An 18,082-nucleotide genomic window follows, 5' to 3' on the forward strand; every position below is an offset into this window, starting at 1 on the left:
AGTTTGTGGGCCGGTCCGATCCCACCGGCGTGTCCACTGGGCTCGGCGCCACCGCGCCCCGGCCAGGAGCAGCTCGGATCCTACGGCTGGGGACCTGCCAGGTTTCCGCGGCGTGGGACGTCGCACGGTGGCGAGCAACCGTGCCAGGTACGCCACAGTGAGGCATACCCACCGTTGCGGGCCAAGAGCTCACCATGAGTGCCCAGTTCGCTGATGCGCCCCTTCTCCAGGACCGCGATCCGGTCAGCGGTGTGAGCGGTCTGCAATCGGTGGGCGATCGCGATCACGGTCCGCCCGCGCAGGGCGGCGGCCAGCACCCCCTCCACCTCCTGCTGCGCGGTCGCATCCAGGAGCGACGTGGCCTCATCCAGGATGACGATGCGCGGATCGGCCAGCAGCATCCTTGCGATCGCGAGCTGCTGAGCTCTGCTGGCGGAGACGGAACTGGCGTCGGCCAGGGGGGTGTCGATGCCGAGCTCCGCTACCCACTCCGAGGCTCCGGCGCTCTTCAAGGCGCCCCACAGGTCGACGTCGTCGGCCTCGGGCTTGGCCAGCGTGAGGTTGTCCCGGACCGTGCGGTGGAAGACGTGGTGTTCCTGGGTGACCAGGACGACCTGTCTCCGCAGCTCGCGGGGTGAGAGGGAGGGCAGGGGCACCCCGCCGACGGTCACCGAGCCGAGGTTCGGATCGGCGACGCCGGCGAGCAGTCGACCCAGTGTTGACTTTCCAGCGCCGGAGGGACCGACGATGACCAGCCGCTCCTTCTCCCTGATGTCCAGGTCGACATCGCGCAGCACAGCATGGCCGGGGCGATAGGAGAACGACACACCACGGACGCACATGTCACCGCTCTTCGGCCGATCGCGATCGGGCACGGTGGCGGTGGGACGTCGCCGTCCACCGGCTTGGATGACGCCTGCCAGGCGGGCCAGTGACGCGCCGCCCACCTGCAGTTCGTCGAGCCAGTACAGCAAGCGGCTCACCGGGGTCTGGAGTTGCGCGGCGTACAGCGTCGCGGCGGTGACGGTCGACAGCGTCATCAGCCCGTGCACGTAACTCAAGCCACCGATGATGATCGTCAGGACAAGGGGGAGAAGATACCCGGAGTCGGAAACCGGGAAGAACAGGTTGCGTAGCCGTAGCGTGTCGTGCTCGGCCCGGAAGGACACCTCCGTGCTGTCCTCGAGGATCGCCGTTCGGCGGTCGTCGATCCGGAGGGCCTCGACCGTGGCCGCGCCCTCCGCGGTGGCGCTGACGCAAGAGGTGAGGCGCGCATACGCCGCGTTGGCATGCAGGTACGCTCCCCGTGCCCGCCTGAGGTACCACCGCGTCATCACCTTGAGGACGGGGAGCAGGACCAGGTAGGGAAGGATCAGGAGGGGCTCCAGGAGGAGCACCGCGCACAGCGTGATCAAAAGCGCGGTTCCGGCGCTGAGGACATCGGGGCCGGCTTGCCGCACGGCCTGCGTCAGCGTGTCGACGTCCCGGGTGCTCCGGGTGATCAGGTCGCCGCGGTCAGCCTGTTCGACGGTGGTCAGGGGCAGCCTGAGAGCCGCGGCGAGGAAGTCCTCTCGTAGCTCGGCGAGCACGCGCTCACCCAGTCGTGCCGACACGGCCATCGCCAGGCCGGTCAACAGGGCCTGCACAACGATGAAGACCGGGATCAGCAGCAGCACGTTCGGCTGCCGACCGTTCCCCTGCTCAAGCCCTGCCACCAGGCGACCCAGCAGACGGGGGACGACGAGGCCGGATGCGATCGCCGCGGTGTGCAGAGTGAGCGCGACGGTCAGCATCCGTGCGTGCTTCCGTGCCATGTGCCGGACACGCTTCCGCACGTCCGAGGTGGAGGCGACGGGCAGGAGGTTCACGGACTGCCCCCACCCCGCGCCACGAGGTGCCGATAACGCCGGTCAGTCAGCAGTTGATCGTGGGTTCCCTCGGCCACGACGTGTCCGTCGACCACGAAGGCGACGTGATCGGCTCGGTCCAGCATCAGCGGACTCGTGCAGAACACCACGGTCGACCGCTGGGGACGGGAGGTCCTGAGCCGATCGGCGATCCGGGCCTCGGTGTGCGCGTCGACCGCGCTGGTCGGCTCCCTCAGAACCAGTACGGCGGGATCGGCCATCAGCGCCCGAGCCAGCCTCAGGCGCTGCAGTTGTCCGCCGGAGAACTCGTAGGCGGGGGTGACGATCTCGGTGTCCAGTCCCCGCGGGAGCCCGGCCACGATGTCACGGGCGTCGGCTGTCGCGATGGCGTCGAGCAGAAGTCGCTCATCGTGCTCGGCACGGTCCGCCGGATCGAGTTCTCTCCGGAGCGGCCCCGCGAACAAGTACGAGTCGTCGTCAACGACCAGGATCAGGTGACGTATCTCCCGTGGCGGCGACTCCCGAAGGGGCACACCGCCGTAGCGCACTTCGGAGAGGACGAAGCCGCCCAGCTGTTCGGCGAGGGTGGTGGCGTCCCCGGCATCGGCACACACCACCGCGGTCCACCGCCCCGGCCTGATGCACAGCCCGCTGGCCGGTTCCTCCAGGACTTCGCCGCGCCCCGAAGCTCCGGGCAACGGCAGCCCTGGCCGGGTGGCCGTGTTCAGCGACAGGAACGCGCCCAGGCGGCGGGCCGCCACATGCCCCTTGGTCACCTTGTCCACGGCATCGACTACCGCGCGCAGGGGGATGGCCAGGAACGCTATGTAGCCGAACGCGGCGACGAGATCGCCGACGCTCATCCACCCGGTGGCGACCTGGTGGGCTCCCAGCCATCCTGCTCCCACCAGCAGCAGGCCGGGAAGCAGCACCTCGAAGGCCGCGAACCACGCCTCCACACGGCTGACGTGGACGCCGGCACGCCGTACGCGCTGGGAGGAGGCGCGGTATCGCCGGGCGAAGCCCTCCTCACCCCCGATGCCTCGCAGAATGCGCAGACCCGCCAGCGTGTCGACGGCGTGTGCGGTGAGTTCGCCCTGGTACGCGCGGAGGCTTTGCTGCCTGCGGTGCAGGGGGCGGATCAGGGTGACGAGGAGGGAGGCGGCCGTGGCGGTCCCGATCAGGACGACGAACCCGATGGAGGAGGAGAGGGACCACAGGACCGCCGCGGCTGTCGCGGAGGCCACGACACCTGCCGTACCGCGGCCGATGACCGACATGGCTGCCCCGAGGTGGGGAACGTCGCCCACCGCCAGGTTGACCACTCCACTGATGGAGGTCCGATGGGCCAACTGGCGACCGAGTCGGCACGTCTGGCGGTTCAGGAGACCGATGGTCCCGTACACCGCCGCGAGCGAGGCGGCGACCGCGCAGCGATCGCTCAGCACGTTTGCGACCGCTTGTACGAGACCGCAGCCGAGAACCATGCTGACATGCAGGTGGAGGGCGACCGTGTCCCTGGCCAGGACGCTGTCCAGGGTCCATCCGATGGTCAAGGGCAGAAGGGCTTGCGCGGACAGGGCCAGGACGGCGGTCAGCGTGCCCAGCAGGACCGCGCGACCGTCGAGGCGTGCGAGTGCGAGCAGCAGGCGTGTCGGCGTCGGACGGTCCGGAAGACGGCCAAGGGCAGCCGAAACGCCGATCGGTCCTCGAGCCGGTCTCATGACGTCATCATCACTGTCGGTCCTCTGCCTCGTAGGCGAGCCACTGAGCCACCGTGCGGATCCCTTCGGGCAGATCCAGCGCCGGTGCCCAGGCGAGACCATGCTGTGGTGGCCCGGTCGCGTCGGATGCCTCGGCGTCGGGATCGGTGGGGTGGTCGCCCGGTGCCTCACAGGTGAAGACGGTGTCCACCGGATGTACGACCTCTCCGATGACGGAGGCCAGATCCCGGAGGCCGACCGGCCGGCTGTGCCTGAGATCGCAACGGGCAGAGGTCGGCGACCCGGACCGGAGGAGCTGGTCGAGCAGTTCGGCGATGTCCCATACGTGCACCAAATGGAACCGCGCCTCGGATCCGAGGACCAGGGTCTGACGTCGAAGGGCCCGGTGAACGAGGGAGTTGATGGGTGAGGGGCCGGTGAGCTCCGGACCGTAGGGGGTGCCCAGACGCAGCCAAGTGACGGCGGGGGAATCGGGGACCGGTTCTCCGCTGGTTGGCCAGTCGGCGTTCCCTTCCGAGAGGTCCATCAGCACGACGTGACCGATGCTGGCGGAACGAGCGTGGCTGAGCACTTCTTCGCACCGCTGTGCGCGGGACAAGGGCGGATCGGACGCGTCCGCGGAACAGAGGGCGTAGACGAGGACGTCTGTGCCACCCAACGAACTGATGGTCCCGCCGACTTCCTCGTCCTCCAGGAAGACACCACGTGCCTGGTGGCCGCGGTCAGTCAGGTCGTTCACCAAGCAGTGGGCAAGGCTGGGATTCGTTGACGCGATGGACACGGTGAGGGACGGCTGCTTCCGACCGGTTGTGCGCTGTCCCCGTTGGGTATCGGCTCTCATGCGGGCGCCCGCGCAGACTCCGCGCCAGGTGAGCTCACCCAGCGTCCCGGAGAGCCGAAAGAGGTCCTGCCCGGCGAACGACGTGCACAGACCCCCCGGCCCGAGAGTGTGGAGCGCGGAGTCGACAAGCGGATCGCTTCTCCATGTGGCGATCTGCTTCTCGACATCATCCCCTCCGCCGTGGCGCTGCCCGAGGAATCCGAGGACGTAGGCGGCGTTCCACAGCTCCTCGACGGTCCTGGACGGCAGTGCGCTGCTGATCGAATGGGCCAGGCCGGGATCCGATGTGAGCGCCTGGACCAGCTCGGTTGAACACCTCACGGTATCGATGCCCAGGTAGGGCGCGAAGCGACGGCTGCCCACGGTGAGACGACGGCCTTGTCCGGGGTAAGTGATCTGGCATTGCGCGACTCCGAACTCGAAGTACGGCACCACCGCGGGATCGACCAGGTCGGAGAGGCACCAGGGCCGATCACCCGGGTCCGGGGCCAGACACGCCGCAAGACGCAGACCGTGGAAGTCATTGCCCGACAGACTGGGCAGGTCGCCGTGTTGAACGAGATTGGGAACGGCAATGAGGGTGCGCACCCCGGCGTGGCCGAGGTAGCGCGCCATGACGACGTCGTCGGGCCACTCATCTCCGTGCCGCCGGGCGTAGGGTGCGAAGCCCTCGGCGATGTCGGCGGGCAGCATCAAGGCGACCGTCGGTGTGTATTCGGCGGCGCTCGTCACCCACCTCGCACCTGCCAGCGCGCCGAGGCGTACGGCACCGCCGTTGCGGGCGTTCCAGTTGCTGTAGAAGGCGATCGCGTCGTCAGGGGCGGCGGTGGCTGCCCGCTCGGCCTGTTCCGCAAAGCCCGACGACAGCTGGGCGTCGTCCTCGAGGACCAGATGGTGGGTTGCCCAGCGGGGTACCGAGGCCCAGGCCCGCATGGCGGTGCGCAAGGACACCGGGGCTTCCGGCTCGGGGTCGAGCACGATGTCCAGGAAGCCTCGGCGAGCGGACCGGACGAGCCCCAGCGCGGCTTCCATTCGACGTGGGTGCACCATGACCGCACCACTCAACCTGATGGGAGTCATCCGCTCTCCTCAGACGTTGGAATGCACAACTCGCAGATATTCCTCATTGCGGTATCTGCAATTGTTCGGGTCCTTGACGCGCCGCCCGGCGATGAGCCGCTTCACTTCCATGATTCCGTCGGACATACTCAGGAGGGGATTGAACCCCAGATTTCTGCGCGCTTTCGCGCTGCTGACCCGATAGGTTCTGGAGTCCTGGAACATCACATTTTCTGTTTCGATCTCAACCTCAGGGACGCACATCTGCACTTGGCGCGCGATGTCATGCACGGAAGCGTTCTCCTTGTGCAGATTAAAGATACCCGTCTGGCTGCTGTCCACACTGTTGACGATCGCCTGGGCGGCGTCTTTGACGTGGAGCAGCGGACGGAACTGGCTTCCGCCGAAGACACGCAGCCTGCGCTCGGTCACCGCGCGTATGGTCAACGTGTTGACCACCAGGTCCGATCGAAGCCTCGCGTAGGTGTCGCCGAGACCGAAGAGCGTGCCAAGTCTGAAGATGATGGCGTTGTTGTTGCGCAGTGAGTTCTCCGCCGCGAGTTTCGACTGGGCGTAGAGGGACAGCGGAGACAAGGGCGAATCCTCATCACACAGCGCTGTCTGCGCCCCGTACACGGAGCATGTCGAGGGGAAGACTACCCGGCCGTCGAACGTCTCGGCGAGCCACCTGACGCTTTCTTCGTTGACTTCCTTTGTCGTATCGGGGCGCAAGGCGCAGGCGCCGTCGCCCACCAACGCGGCAAGCCAGATCACGGCGTCCGCCGACCCGAGGTGTTCGCGCAGCAGGTGACGGTCCCGGATGTCCCCCAGGATGAACGGAGTATTTTTAAGATATGTCTCCTCGAACACTAAGGAGTCATACACCAGGACCTCGTGCTGAGTTCTCGACAGGATATCGGTGACTGCTCCACCCACGTATCCGGCTCCGCCGACCACAAGTATCTTCATGGGAAGATCCCGCCCTCATGTCCGTTCAATCGGTGTCAAGTACTCCTCTATATGAGCTACGCTGGCGCGTACCGTGAGTTCCCGAACGGCTTCGCTCGCCATGGTGGATGCCTGACGGGAAGAGACATGACACTGCACCACGTCGGCAATCCCGTCACCTCCAGCCAGCGGGGAATACAAGAACTCCGCCGGTACGTAGTCGCGCATGCCAATGGAAGTAGGAGGCGCGGGAACAGCCGCCACCAGGCCCTGGTTCATCGCCTCCAAGGGCGTGAAGCCGAGTGTCTCGTACCGGGACGTGAAGAGAAAAATGCCCCGACCGGCCAGGCTCCGGAACGTGCTCAGCATGCTGCTGTGAGGCAGACGCGGGCCGATGACGCAATGCCGGCGCAGGTGCTGCGGTACCTGTTCCCGGAGTTCTTCGACTTGACGAGCGCCTTGCCTGCTGCCGCAGGCCAGATAGAGGGCTGCTCGATCGCCCCGGCCCTCAATGACGCGGTAGGCATCGATCACCGCGCCGAGGTTCTTGAACCCATCGGCGCGCGCGGCTGTGCTGATGAGGAGGGTGCGCCCCGTTGCCCTCTCCATCCAGGACACGAGCGGGCGTGGTGCGTCCGGATCGGGCGGAGCAGCATGGGACAAGAGGGGCGGCGGCAGCACCGAGCATTGGTCGGCGCTGATGCCCTGTCGGCGCAGGCAGTCTATCTGGAGCGTCGAAAACTCCAGGACCCGAACGTGGGGGCGGTCCCGCAGCCAGTCCATGCCGCGTTCCTGAGAACCGAGCAGAGCGTCCACTTTGGCTCGACCGCCCCCGAACGCGGTGACACAGTGGTCGGCTCCGATGTTCCGCGCCACGTCCTCGACGAACGGCGCGTGATGGGTGACCGCGCAGAGCACCCCGTCGGGGGTGAAGGGAAGTGTGTAGGACGACTGGTGGTACAGGGCCAACGGGGTGTGTGACCGGCGGCCTTCGCCGAGGCGGGTCACCGCCTCGGCGAACGTGGTACGCATGGTCTGTGCGGGAGTCTCCGTGTGAAAGGCGACCTCGGCGTAGGGACATCCCAGGCGCTGCTCCCAGCGCAAGGACGCTGACTCTCGTGGATGGGCAGGCTCCCGCCGGTACCCGATGAGGCACACATCGTGCCCAAGGGCCCGCAGCCCTGCCGCCATGGTCCTCGTATAGCCGGCCGCCCCGTACGGGATGTCCCGGGCGTTAGCGAGGAAGCGCGCGTTGATGACGAAGATCACCATGAGTTTCATCCGCCGGCACCACCACGTGCCGACCGACAGCTGATCTCCGCGCTGTGCGCCCGGATCCGGAGGATGACCGAACAGATCTGATCCACCAGGTTCGCCGCCATGTCGGGCAGCAGAGGAAGCGACAGGATCCCGTCTGCCACCGACTCGGTGTGGGGAAGGGCACCGGGCGCGACTGTCCACTGCCGGTAGGCAGTCTGCCGGTGCAGGGGTGGATCGAAGTAGCGCCGTGTGGTGATGCCCTCCTGATGAAGGGCGTCGGCGAGCATGTCGCGACTCAGGCCGAAGAGCTCGCGGTCGATGATCACGCAGAAGTCCTTGTACGTGCTCTTCGCCGTGCGCGGTATCCGCTGGAAGGTCATGCCTGCCGTGTCTTTGAGATTTTCCTGGTATCGGGCCGCTGCTTCCGCGCGCCGTGCGAGCCACTCGGGGAGAAGGGGCAGGTTGTGCCTGCCCAGGGCCGCGGACAGTTCCGGCATCCGGCCGTTGAGCCCGATGACAACGCTGTTGTGGTTCCCCGGATTGCCGTACTCGCGGGCTATCCGTAGTTCCTTGGCCAGGTCATCGTTGTTCGTGACGATGAATCCCCCTTCACCGCAGGTGAGGGGCTTCGTCGGGCTGAGGCTGAAGATTTCGGCCAGCCCTTTGGTGCCGATCCTGCTGCCATCGGGGTAACAGCCGCCGAGCGCTGCTGCCGCGTCGAGGATGAGGGGTATTCCACGGCTGGTGCACAGGGCCTGGAGTTCATCCACCTCGCACGGCGCGCCGAACGGGTGCACCGCGAGAACCAGCGCGGTCTCCGGAGTGGTGACCGAGTCCATGGCTCGCGTTGCCATCGCGAAGGTGTGGGGGTCGATGTCGGCGAACCGCGGCTCGAGCCCGTTCCACCGAGCCGCGTGCCCGGTTGCCATGAAGGTGAAGCTGGGCATCACCGCGTGACCGAGGAGGCCGAGGCAACGGAGGGTCAGTGTGAGCCCCATGGTCCCGCTGGAGACCGCAACGGCGTTTCCCACACCGATGAATGCGGCGATCTCGTGCTCGAAGCCTTCCAGCTCGGCTCCCTTCGTCAGGAAGCCGGAGTTGAGTACGCGGTCCATGACCTGATGGAACTCCGGGCCGCGGGGGGCCACGGTCGGTCTGGTCACAGGAACCTTCTCGTTCAGAATGGGCGTGCCACCCAGTATCGCCGGCTTGTCGGCGCTCATGCCTCCTCTCCTCAGCTCAGGTAGTCCTCGGCTCCACCCTCACGGACCGTGTCCAGGGTGAAGCAGTGAAAACCACCACCGAAGAGCCGGCGATGGCGGTGACGCACCGGCACCACAGTGAATCCGTGGCCCTCCAGCACACGCATCAGCTCCGGGCCGGCTTCGTTCACCATGACCGTCTCCGGGTCGATCGACAGCACGTTGAGGTCGATGAACGGGCTGGTGATGATCAGGTCGTCGTTGTCGTACGCCGGGAAGCTCTTCATGTTCGGCTCAGGCGGTACGATCATGTCCCAGGACCGGAGCTTTTCCGGAAGCATGTCGACGACGTCCATGGACCGGATCAGGAGCAGCCCGGGGCGCAGGGCGATGAGCCAGCTGTCGATGTGACTGTCGGTGAGACGGTGGACTCGATGGATCCGGAAGCGCCCTTCCAGATGGCGCTCCAGCCAGTCGCACGCCAGCTCGTGATTCCTCGTAGCGACGTTGGTGATGACATCACGCCCCAACCTGAGGCACTGTGCACCGTCAAACATCATCTCGTACCCGACGTCGTAGGGGGAGGACCGCGGGTCGGTGATGGGCTCGACGTTGTCTCGCACTTCGCGGTTGACGTACGACGGGTCAAAGGAGGCATCGGTCATGAGCGGGCGCGGCATCACCGTCCACCGTGCCCCCTGCCGGAAGTACTCGGCGAATATGGGAGTGAGGAACTGCGTCTCGAAGTACCGGGAGCGGATCATCGGTGGTGTTTCGATGATCTCGTCACCCAGGATGAGGGTGTTGTCACGGACGTTCAGTGGCGGCACCACGGCTGCCGACCATGCCGGCGTGCGGATCTCGGTCGTGGCTTCGTCAACGTCCAGCGGCCGGTGTACGGTCACCGACAGCGTCGTCAGCGTTTCGGCAATGCCCTCGATGTCCTCATTGAGTTCGTCGACGTACCGCTGCTTGATGGGCGAACGTACCGGCTCGTCCGCGCCGCGACCGCTGCCCGGTGCATCGAGCCGGGGGTAGTACCAGTCGAGCCCGGTGAGATGGTCATGGAAGACCATGTCAAATGACAATTCACGTTCGTGGGAGGTGTAGTTCACCCCGGAACCCACGACCACCTCTTTGAGGGGGGACCATTCATCGAAGCTGTTGAGCCGCATGGCGTTCTCCTCGGTCAACGCTGACAGAGACCTTCTTCTCCACCGTGCTGTCAGTGCCCAGCGTGCCTCTGTCCGTACTTCGTGGCGTCGGTGATTGTTGCCTAACACCAACGGACACGACGGCGCGCACCGCCCCTGCGGGGAGCCTGATCGGGTGAACCGGTCAAGGGCTGAGGGGCATGTCCCGTAGTTGCCGACGCGAAGAGATGCTCAGTTTCCTGAAGATACTGCGCAGGTGAGCGTCGATGGTCCTCGGGCTGAGAAACAGCTGCATGCCCACCTCTTTCGACGTGGCCCCGGAGGCGACCAAGCGTGCTATCCGGAGTTCCTGTGCTGTGAGCTTCCTGGTGGCCACTCCAGCGCGGCGGGAGCCGGGACGCACGCCTGTCGCCCTCAGTTCCCGTGCGGCACGTGCGGCGAAGGCATCAGCGCCGATGGAGGTAAGCTTTGTGTGAGCCTCGCTCAGGTGTGTACGCGCCTCAAGCCGGTACCCCCGTCGGCGCAGCCATTCGCCGTAGAGGAGCCGAGCACGGGCAGCGTGCACTGCTGCCCGGCTGAGGTCGAGCCGTCTGACTGCCTCTTGGTACAGGTCGCCGACGTCGTCACCGCTGCTGAGGAGAGCCCGCGAGCGGAGCTCCATCCCCAAGGCCCAGTCAGTGGGACTCGCCTGGGTACGCTGGACGAGCTTCTCCAGTGCGGGGACGGCGAGCCCCGGATTCCCTGATCGGGCGGCTGCCTCTATGAACTCGACGGGGCCCCAAGCGTGGAAGCCCGCTTCATCGAGATCGTATGCGGGGCGGCATGCCTCCAGGGCCGCGTCGTAGCGCCCCAGGCCGTTGAAGAGGGTCGCCCGGGCGTACTCGAGGGCTGTGAGGACTCGTCCCTCGCCACGCCTGACGGCATCCTGTTGGGCAGCGGTGGCCAGCTCGGCCGTCCTGCCCTGGTCGCCACGCCATGCAGCTAAAGTCGTATCCATGCATGCCAGTCCTGGAGTACCGACTTCGATGGCGACTCTATGGGCTTCCTCTATGACCTCCGCGGCCTCCGAGAACTCGCCGACGTGGATGTGTGCGAGTGCCCGGTAGCTCAATGCGATGGGCAGCGCCGTCACAACTCCCGCCGCGCGGGCGTGATGAATGTGCCGGTCGGCGAGTTCCTGCCAGGCGACGTCATCCCACAGATCCATGGCAACGCCGCACACCACGCACCACACGTCCGGTGAGGGACTGTCTACCTTCTCGCCCCGCAGGTAGACGTCGAGAACTCGCCGCAGCAGCGGAGCGGCTGCCACGAACCCGTCGCTGATGTGGATGGCCAGACTGTCGAGTAGGTGGTCGAGCGGTCGGGCGGGCTGCGTAGCAGAGAGTGCCGAGCGTACGGCTCGGGCTGCCTCACTCAGGAGTGGCCGATGTGCGAATCGGCCCAGAGACCTTGCTGCCGTGAGCGTCTCTAGGGAGATCTCCCTGGCCAGCGCTGGGTCGAGGGGGGCCATTAGTTCTGCCGCCCTCTGGAGCTTGGCAACCGAGGTGGCGTCACGGTTCAGGTCCAAGGCAATCCGCGCCCGCAGTGTTCCGGCGCGCGCATGCGCCATATCGTCACGAGGGGCTGTCTCGGCAACTGAGAGGAGGCTGAGCGCCGCGTCGAGCGCTCCGCTGTCTCGCTTGGCCTCGGCGGCGTTGAGCGCTCGTTCGACACGGCTGCGAGGCTCTGTCGTCAATTCGACGGCTTTCTCGAGGAAAGCTGCCGCGGCGGCGATCCCGCCGCGTGCCCGCGCCCGCCCGGCGGAGTGTTCGAGAGCTCGCGCGGCATCCTCGTCCGGGCCGGTGAGAGCCTGCGCATGGTGCCATGCCCAGCGGTCCATTGCGCCACCGTCGGCCATAGCAGATGCCAGAGCGCCATGTGCCGTACGACGATCGACTGGTGAGGCATCGCGCCAGAGAGCAGAGCGTACGAGCGGATGGCTGAACCGCACCCACAGGCCGAGGGAGACCAGCCCAGCGTCGATCGCCGGTGTTCCTGCCGCAGGGGTGATTGCGAGGTGCCCCGCCGCCCGCCACAGCAACACAGGATCCCCTGTGGGGTCGGCCGCTGCTAGCAGCAACAGCAATCGCGTGTCTTGGGGCAGTTCGGCGAGTCGCTTCTGAAGGCCGGCTTCCAAGTGAGACCGATGTGACCCTGTTCCAGGAGAGGTGAATCCACCTGCGGCATCAGCAGCGCGTGACAGCTCCCTCAATGCAAGGGGATTGCCCTGAGCTTCGGCGATAACGCAGTCGCAAACCGGGCCGTCAAAGGGCGAAGAATACCGTACGGAAAGGAGCTTTCGCGCATCCTCTTCCGCTAGTCCCTCAAGGCGGAGCTCCGGGAGGCCGGTGAGCTCGGAGCGGTCGTTCGGCTCACGCAACGCGAACACGACGACGATTGGCTCGTTGCGCAGTCTGCGCGCGACAAAGGCAAGAGTGTGCGCTGTTTCCTGATCCAACCACTGTGCGTCGTCGATGACACACAACAGAGGGCGTTCCGTGGCTGCTTCCGACAACAGACCGAGGGCAGCGAGCCCTATCAGGAAATGATCCGGCTGCCCCTCCGCTCTTCTGCCGAATGCCGACTCGAGGGAATGACGCTGAGGTTCGGGTAGTCGGCTGATGCCGGGCAGTATGGGGGAACAAAGCTGGTGGAGAGCGGAGAAGGCCAGTTCCTTCTCGAACTCCACGCCCGATATGGGGAGAACAAGAGTTCCCGGTGGAGGCTGCACTGACCGAAGGAGGGCAGTCTTGCCGATGCCGACTTCCCCACGCACGATCAGGGCCCCTCCTCGTTTGTCGCTCATCCCACCGAGGAGCCTGCGGAGTGTGTGGGCCTCCCGTCGTCGGCCGATGAGTTCTATGTCTGCGAAGGATGTGTTCGGGGTGGCTGTGGAGGTCGCCCGCAGGTGGACCCCGGTCATGCTAAGGACCCCTTGGCGTTTTGGTCTCCTTGGCGACGGCCGTCGCCAAGGAGATCCTGGCGGGTGAATCCGTCCGCGATCACCCACACCCCAGCGTATGGATGTGGCTCCCAGGGTGTGTCGTCGCTGGTCATGTCTCCAGTGTTCGACCGGTGGCGATGAGCAACCAGGCCGGTGTCTCCCCAGGCGTGAGCTTCCTGGGTGCCGCACACCTAGCGTTTGTGGCCCTGGCCAAGTGTGCTGGCTGCCCTTCACGCCGCGAATCCCTCGGCGGCGAGCAACCATTTCCGATGCGAAAGCCACAAGGCGACTCTTCACTGGAGTCCGTTCAGCCTCTCGCGTGCTGCCGTTGACCTCCCGGTCCCCGTCCGCACGGGCAACGAGCCTGGTCGCGCCGTGCCCCAGCGACCGGGCCTCCGCTCCTATGTATGGCCAGTCGGGGCTGACGCTCGTCCAGGTGCGGCGACAGCGTCGCATGGGAGCAGGAAACCCACCGCCGCCGAGGGAGCCGACACACCACCTGGTCCAGCCGTCCGGCAACCCCTTGGCCTCTGTGTGGACCATGTCGCGGGTCCTGGGTGTGGGGCACCTGGGCAAGCGGCGGCCTGGTTGCCCGCACGAGGCGGGTCGAGACTTGAGCTCAGTGGGGCCGGAGCGGTCCGCTTGTCCCGGAGTAAGGAAAGTCCCTTTTATGAACGTCAACGGCACCACCAGCGCCGCAGTACTCGATCAGCTCCGCCACCAGTCCGCCGCCCCCCGGCGTCGCATCCTCTTCTCCGGCGCGGCCATCGTCACCATGGACCCGGACCTCGGCGTCCTGGGCCGCGGCGACCTGTTGGTGGAGGGCGACACGATCGTGGCGGTCGGGCCCGACTTGAGCGCGAGTGACGCGGTGGTGGTCGACGCCACCGGCGCGATCCTCACCCCCGGCTTCGTCGACACCCACCGGCACGCCTGGGAGGCGCAACTCCGACGGATCATGCCGGACGTCGATGACCTCGGTGGCTATGTTATGGCCACGCTGGCCGGATACGCCACGGTCTACCGACCCGAGGACATGTACATCGGCACCAAGCTCGCCGCTCTGACGGCGATCGACAGCGGCATCACGTGCATGCTGGACTTCTCCCACAACTCCCGTACCCGCGAGCACTCCGACGCCGCGATCCAAGCCCTACTCGACACCGGCATCCGTGGTGTGCACGCCTCCATGGGCCCGCACTTCGGCGACTGGGATCAGCAGTGGCCCGGCGACCTGAACCGGCTCAAGGACCGGTACTTCAGCAGCGATGACCAGCTGCTGACACTGCGCCTGGCCACCTTGGCCACCGACGAGATCGCCGGACCGGCCCTCGTTTACGGTCCCCAGCTCGCCCGTGTCGCCCAGGAGTTGGGCATCGGGGTGAGCGTCGACGCCGTCTTCGGTGCGTCGTCCTCCGAGGCCGTGCTGCGCTGGGCCAAGGACGGCATCCTCGCTCCCGACGTCACCCTGATCCACGCGACCGGCCTGACCTCCGAGGCATGGAGCGCGATGGGAGAGACCGGTACCACCGTGGCCCTCGCTCCCACCTCCGACGCACAGATCGGACTGGAAACCGCCATCCCGGCGGTCGATGAGGCGCTGGCCGTCGGCATCCGTCCCGGTCTGAGTATCGATGTCGAAGTCGCCCTGGCCAGCGACATGTTCACCCAGATGCGGTCGCTGCACGCCATCCAGCGGATGCGCGCGGTCAACACGGTTTACGACACCGATCGACAGCCGTCCCGCATCACCACCCGCGACGTCCTGGACTTCGCCACCCTTCAGGGCGCCCGCACCAACGGCCTGGCCGGTGTCACCGGCTCCCTCGCCCCAGGCAAGAAGGCCGACCTGCTGGTCATCCAGGCCGAGGACCTGAACAACATGCCCCTCAACGACCCCATCGGAACCGTCGTCCTGGGATCCGACGCCCGTAACATCAGCGTGGTCCTCATCAACGGCGAGCCCCGCAAATGGAACGGACGGGTCCTCGATGTCGACCTGCCCGCCCTCCGCGACCAAGTGCGCGCCTCACGTGATCACGTGCTGAGCACTACCGCCAGCTGAACGGCACTCTCCCACCATCGCCGGTGGCCTCCTGACCATTTCTCGCCCGGCGGCGCCGTGGCCACCTCACTGTACGCACTGTGCGCCCACCGGCCACGCCACATCTGGAGTTCTCGTGTCCCTCCCCACCACCTCTTCCAGGCCGTCCATACCGGTGACCAGTGCCCCGGAGGAGCCCCCGGCCTGGGCGCCTGCCGCGGCGACCATCGCGCTGCTGACCACACTCGGCGTCCTGGTCGTCGGCCAGATGTACACGGTCCTGGCCATGCTCCGCCCGATGGCCGACTCATGGGCCACCACATCGGGGCAGGTGACCTGGACGGCCACGGCGTTCGGCTTCGCCTACGCGACCGGATTCCTGGTCGCCGGGCCGCTGGCCGACCGTTACGGATCACGCGCAGTGATCAGCGTCGGACTGGTGGCGGCCACGATCGCCACCGCGGCGGTCAGCGCCGCCCCCCACCTCGCCTGGGGCATCGCCCTGCGCGTCGTGCAGGGACTGACGGCAGCGACGTTCACGCCCGCCGCGTTCGCCTACGTCGCCCACCACATCGCACCGCGTCGCCGGGGCATCGCTCTCACCTGCGTCACCAGCGGCATGCTCGCCGCCGCCGTGCTCATGCAGATCGGCGCCCAGGCGGTCGAGGCCGCGCTGGGTTGGCGCGCGGTCTTCCTGCTCAGCGCCGGGCTCATCGCCCTGGGCGTGCTGCCCGTGCGACGCATCCTGCACCGCACACCGCGCCGTCAGACCAGCGGCGGTCTGCTCCAGGCATTCGCCGCGATGCCCCGGCTGCTGCGCCGGCCGCGTCTGGTCGCCCTGTACGCGTCCACCATGACCTTGATGGCCGCCTTTATCGCCGTCTACACGGCGGTGGCCATCGCCGGGCCGCCCGGTATCGCCGGACGCTCCGCCGCCATCATGACCCTGCGGGCCAGCGCGTTGCCCGCCATGGTCGCCATCCCCCTGCTCGCCTCCGTCCTTCAGCGCTTTCCCGCACCGCTGCGCATAGTCCTCGCCATCGCCGTGGCCGCCGTCACCGTCGCAGCGGGCTCCCTGCTCGGTGGCCACACGCTGCTGCTGGCCCTGGCGCTGCTGCTGTTCGTGGCCGCTGTCGCGGCGGCGGCACCCGCAGTCGTCGAGACCGTCAACGCCACCGCCCCGCACGCGTGCGGCGCGGCCGTGGCTCTCTATGCCTGCAGCATGTTCATCGGCGCCAGCCTGGGCCCGCAGCTGGCCGGCGCCCTCACCGCCCAGGGGTTCGGCGGCATCCTGCGCATCGTCGCCGCCGCGCTTCTCCTGGGCATCGTCCTGGCCCTGCCGACCCTGCGCCGCCAACGCTCCGAATGACCACCCCGACCCCCACTTCCCCCGTATGAAGGACAGCGACATGCCACACCTCCAAGGGCCCACCGAAACCCGCACTTCCAGCGGCGTGCTCGTCACCACCGGTGGCTTACCGATGAGCGAGCGCGCCCGCGAGCTGGGTGCGGGCGTCACCCGCACCTATATCGATGGGGCCTGGCACGACGCCGTGACGGATGAGCGGTGGCAGCACCATCACCCGGCGACCGGCGAACCGGACTTCACGGTCTGCGTCAGCTCCTCCAACGAAGTCGACCGCGCGGTCCGCGCCGCCCGGCGCGCCTTCGACGAGGGACCCTGGGCGCGGATGACTGCCCGCGAACGCAAGCTGGCACTGCGTCCGCTCGGTGACCTGATCCGCGCCCACGAGCGTGAGTTCGCCCAGCTTCAGTCGCTCGACAACGGCCTTCCGGTCACCGTCGGCGGCGGATTCCGGTTCTCGGCGCACTTCGCCGCCGACGTCTTCGAGTACTTCACCGGTTGGATCGACAAGCTCGACGGTCTCGCCCCGCCCGTCTACACGGAAGAGATCAACAACCAGTTGATCACCATCAAGGAGCCGGTGGGCGTGGTAGCGGCGATCACCCCGTTCAACGCGCCGGTGATGCAGTTCGCCCAGAAGGTCGCGCCCGCCCTTGCCGCCGGCTGCACGGTAGTCTTCAAGCCGTCGGAGTACGCCACCAACGTCGCCGCGCTCTACGCACGACTCATCGAGCGGCTCGATCTGCCGACGGGTGTGTTCAACCTGGTTCCGGGAACGGCGAGCACCTCACAGGCCCTGGTGGCGCACCCGCTGGTCGACAAGGTCGCCTTCACCGGCCGTCGCTCCGTCGGCGAGCAGATCCTCACGACCGCCGCGCCCGGCCTCAAACGCGTGCAGCTGGAGTTGGGCGGCAAGAGTCCGAGCATCGTGTTCGACGATGTCGAAGACATCGGCCGGACCGCGCAGTACGCGATGAGCCTGGTCTCCATGGGCCTGTCCGGACAGCTGTGCTCGACCCAGACCCGCGCGCTTGTACATCGGTCCGTGTACGACGACTTCGTCGCCGCCGCGGCCGAGCAGCTTAAGGAGGTCCACCTGGGCGACTCGTTCGATCCGGCCGTCACTTCCACTCCGCTGGTGAACCCGGCCGCGTCCGATCGGGTCATGCGGCTGATCGAGGGCGCCATTGCCGAGGGGGTGCGGCCTGTCGTGGGCGGGAACCGGATCACCGTCCCCGGGGGCGGCAACTGGGTCGAGCCGACCCTGTTCACCGATGTCACCCCCGACATGGAAATCGCCCACGAGGAGGTGTTCGGACCGGTGCTGGTGGCCATCCCGTTCGACACCGAGGAGGAGGCCATCCGCATCGCGAACGATTCCGAGTACGGTCTGTCGGCCGGCGTCTACACCCGCGACACCTCCCGGGCGGTCCGCGTCGCTCGCCGACTGCGCACCGGGACGGTCGGCGTCAACAGCCTCTTCGTCGCCACCCCGACCGCGCCGTTCGGCGGCTACAAGACCTCGGGGCTGGGCCGGGAAGGCGGCCGTGATGGCCTCGAGGGCTATCTGGAGACCAAGACGATCAGCATCCCGCTCGGCTGATCAGGAGGAGCGGGCGGGGTGGGATGC

At 67.1% G+C, this 18,082-nt stretch carries 11 protein-coding genes; 3 read left to right on the forward strand and 8 right to left on the reverse strand.

The window, feature by feature from the left end:
- Positions 1-80: 80 nt before the first annotated feature.
- The 8 genes from LIV37_RS50915 to LIV37_RS50950 form a co-directional block, all read right to left on the reverse strand.
- A complete protein-coding gene (locus LIV37_RS50915; RefSeq protein WP_243146508.1) occupies positions 81-1,793 on the reverse strand; it encodes an ABC transporter ATP-binding protein in 1,713 nt (570 codons plus the stop codon).
- Positions 1,794-1,864: 71 nt separating this feature from the next.
- A complete protein-coding gene (locus LIV37_RS50920; RefSeq protein ID WP_020874868.1) occupies positions 1,865-3,592 on the reverse strand; it encodes an ABC transporter transmembrane domain-containing protein in 1,728 nt (575 codons plus the stop codon).
- 10 nt (positions 3,593-3,602) lie between these two features.
- The gene (locus tag LIV37_RS50925) at positions 3,603-5,513 is read right to left on the reverse strand and encodes a hypothetical protein (protein ID WP_214664176.1); all 1,911 of its coding nucleotides are present in this window, start codon (positions 5,511-5,513) and stop codon (positions 3,603-3,605) included.
- A gap of 9 nt (positions 5,514-5,522) precedes the next feature.
- Positions 5,523-6,461 (reverse strand): NAD-dependent epimerase/dehydratase family protein, encoded by a 939-nt coding sequence (locus tag LIV37_RS50930; protein WP_020874870.1) that lies wholly within the window; start codon positions 6,459-6,461, stop codon positions 5,523-5,525.
- 15 nt (positions 6,462-6,476) lie between these two features.
- Positions 6,477-7,721, reverse strand: coding sequence for a glycosyltransferase family protein (locus LIV37_RS50935; RefSeq protein WP_148717911.1), 1,245 nt, complete (start codon positions 7,719-7,721; stop codon positions 6,477-6,479).
- The gene (locus tag LIV37_RS50940) at positions 7,718-8,923 is read right to left on the reverse strand and encodes a DegT/DnrJ/EryC1/StrS family aminotransferase (protein ID WP_020874872.1); all 1,206 of its coding nucleotides are present in this window, start codon (positions 8,921-8,923) and stop codon (positions 7,718-7,720) included. Before LIV37_RS50940 ends, LIV37_RS50935 begins: the two co-directional genes overlap by 4 nt.
- Positions 8,924-8,934: 11 nt before the next feature.
- On the reverse strand, positions 8,935-10,077 hold the full coding sequence (locus tag LIV37_RS50945; RefSeq protein ID WP_020874873.1) for a hypothetical protein: 1,143 nt from the start codon (positions 10,075-10,077) through the stop codon (positions 8,935-8,937).
- 163 nt (positions 10,078-10,240) lie between these two features.
- Positions 10,241-13,021: an AAA family ATPase gene (locus LIV37_RS50950; protein WP_121826383.1), complete on the reverse strand. Its 2,781-nt coding sequence runs from the start codon at positions 13,019-13,021 to the stop codon at positions 10,241-10,243.
- A gap of 691 nt (positions 13,022-13,712) precedes the next feature.
- Here LIV37_RS50950 and LIV37_RS50955 point away from each other — a divergent pair.
- The 3 genes from LIV37_RS50955 (at position 13,713) to LIV37_RS50965 (ending at position 18,055) form a co-directional block, all read left to right on the forward strand.
- Positions 13,713-15,107 carry an amidohydrolase family protein gene (locus LIV37_RS50955; protein WP_020874875.1) on the forward strand — a complete coding sequence of 465 codons (1,395 nt, stop codon included), beginning with the start codon at positions 13,713-13,715 and terminating at the stop codon, positions 15,105-15,107.
- Between the two features lie 115 nt (positions 15,108-15,222).
- Positions 15,223-16,455 carry an MFS transporter gene (locus LIV37_RS50960; RefSeq protein ID WP_020874876.1) on the forward strand — a complete coding sequence of 411 codons (1,233 nt, stop codon included), beginning with the start codon at positions 15,223-15,225 and terminating at the stop codon, positions 16,453-16,455.
- Between the two features lie 40 nt (positions 16,456-16,495).
- Positions 16,496-18,055: an aldehyde dehydrogenase family protein gene (locus LIV37_RS50965; protein WP_121826656.1), complete on the forward strand. Its 1,560-nt coding sequence runs from the start codon at positions 16,496-16,498 to the stop codon at positions 18,053-18,055.
- Positions 18,056-18,082: the final 27 nt, after the last annotated feature.

This window comes from Streptomyces rapamycinicus NRRL 5491, from assembly GCF_024298965.1.
Lineage (GTDB): Bacteria > Actinomycetota > Actinomycetes > Streptomycetales > Streptomycetaceae > Streptomyces > Streptomyces rapamycinicus.

Bases quoted from the DNA above. Each gene is read 5' to 3' on its own strand.
- LIV37_RS50920 (WP_020874868.1), bottom strand. From the start codon at position 3,592: ATGAGACCGGCTCGAGGACCGATCGGCGTTTCGGCTGCCCTTGGCCGT.
- LIV37_RS50930 (WP_020874870.1), bottom strand. From the start codon at position 6,461: ATGAAGATACTTGTGGTCGGCGGAGCCGGATACGTGGGTGGAGCAGTC.
- LIV37_RS50950 (WP_121826383.1), bottom strand. From the start codon at position 13,021: ATGACCGGGGTCCACCTGCGGGCGACCTCCACAGCCACCCCGAACACA.
- LIV37_RS50925 (WP_214664176.1), bottom strand. From the start codon at position 5,513: ATGACTCCCATCAGGTTGAGTGGTGCGGTCATGGTGCACCCACGTCGA.
- LIV37_RS50955 (WP_020874875.1), top strand. From the start codon at position 13,713: ATGAACGTCAACGGCACCACCAGCGCCGCAGTACTCGATCAGCTCCGC.
- LIV37_RS50935 (WP_148717911.1), bottom strand. From the start codon at position 7,721: ATGAAACTCATGGTGATCTTCGTCATCAACGCGCGCTTCCTCGCTAAC.
- LIV37_RS50940 (WP_020874872.1), bottom strand. From the start codon at position 8,923: ATGAGCGCCGACAAGCCGGCGATACTGGGTGGCACGCCCATTCTGAAC.
- LIV37_RS50965 (WP_121826656.1), top strand. From the start codon at position 16,496: ATGCCACACCTCCAAGGGCCCACCGAAACCCGCACTTCCAGCGGCGTG.
- LIV37_RS50945 (WP_020874873.1), bottom strand. From the start codon at position 10,077: ATGCGGCTCAACAGCTTCGATGAATGGTCCCCCCTCAAAGAGGTGGTC.
- LIV37_RS50915 (WP_243146508.1), bottom strand. From the start codon at position 1,793: ATGCTGACCGTCGCGCTCACTCTGCACACCGCGGCGATCGCATCCGGC.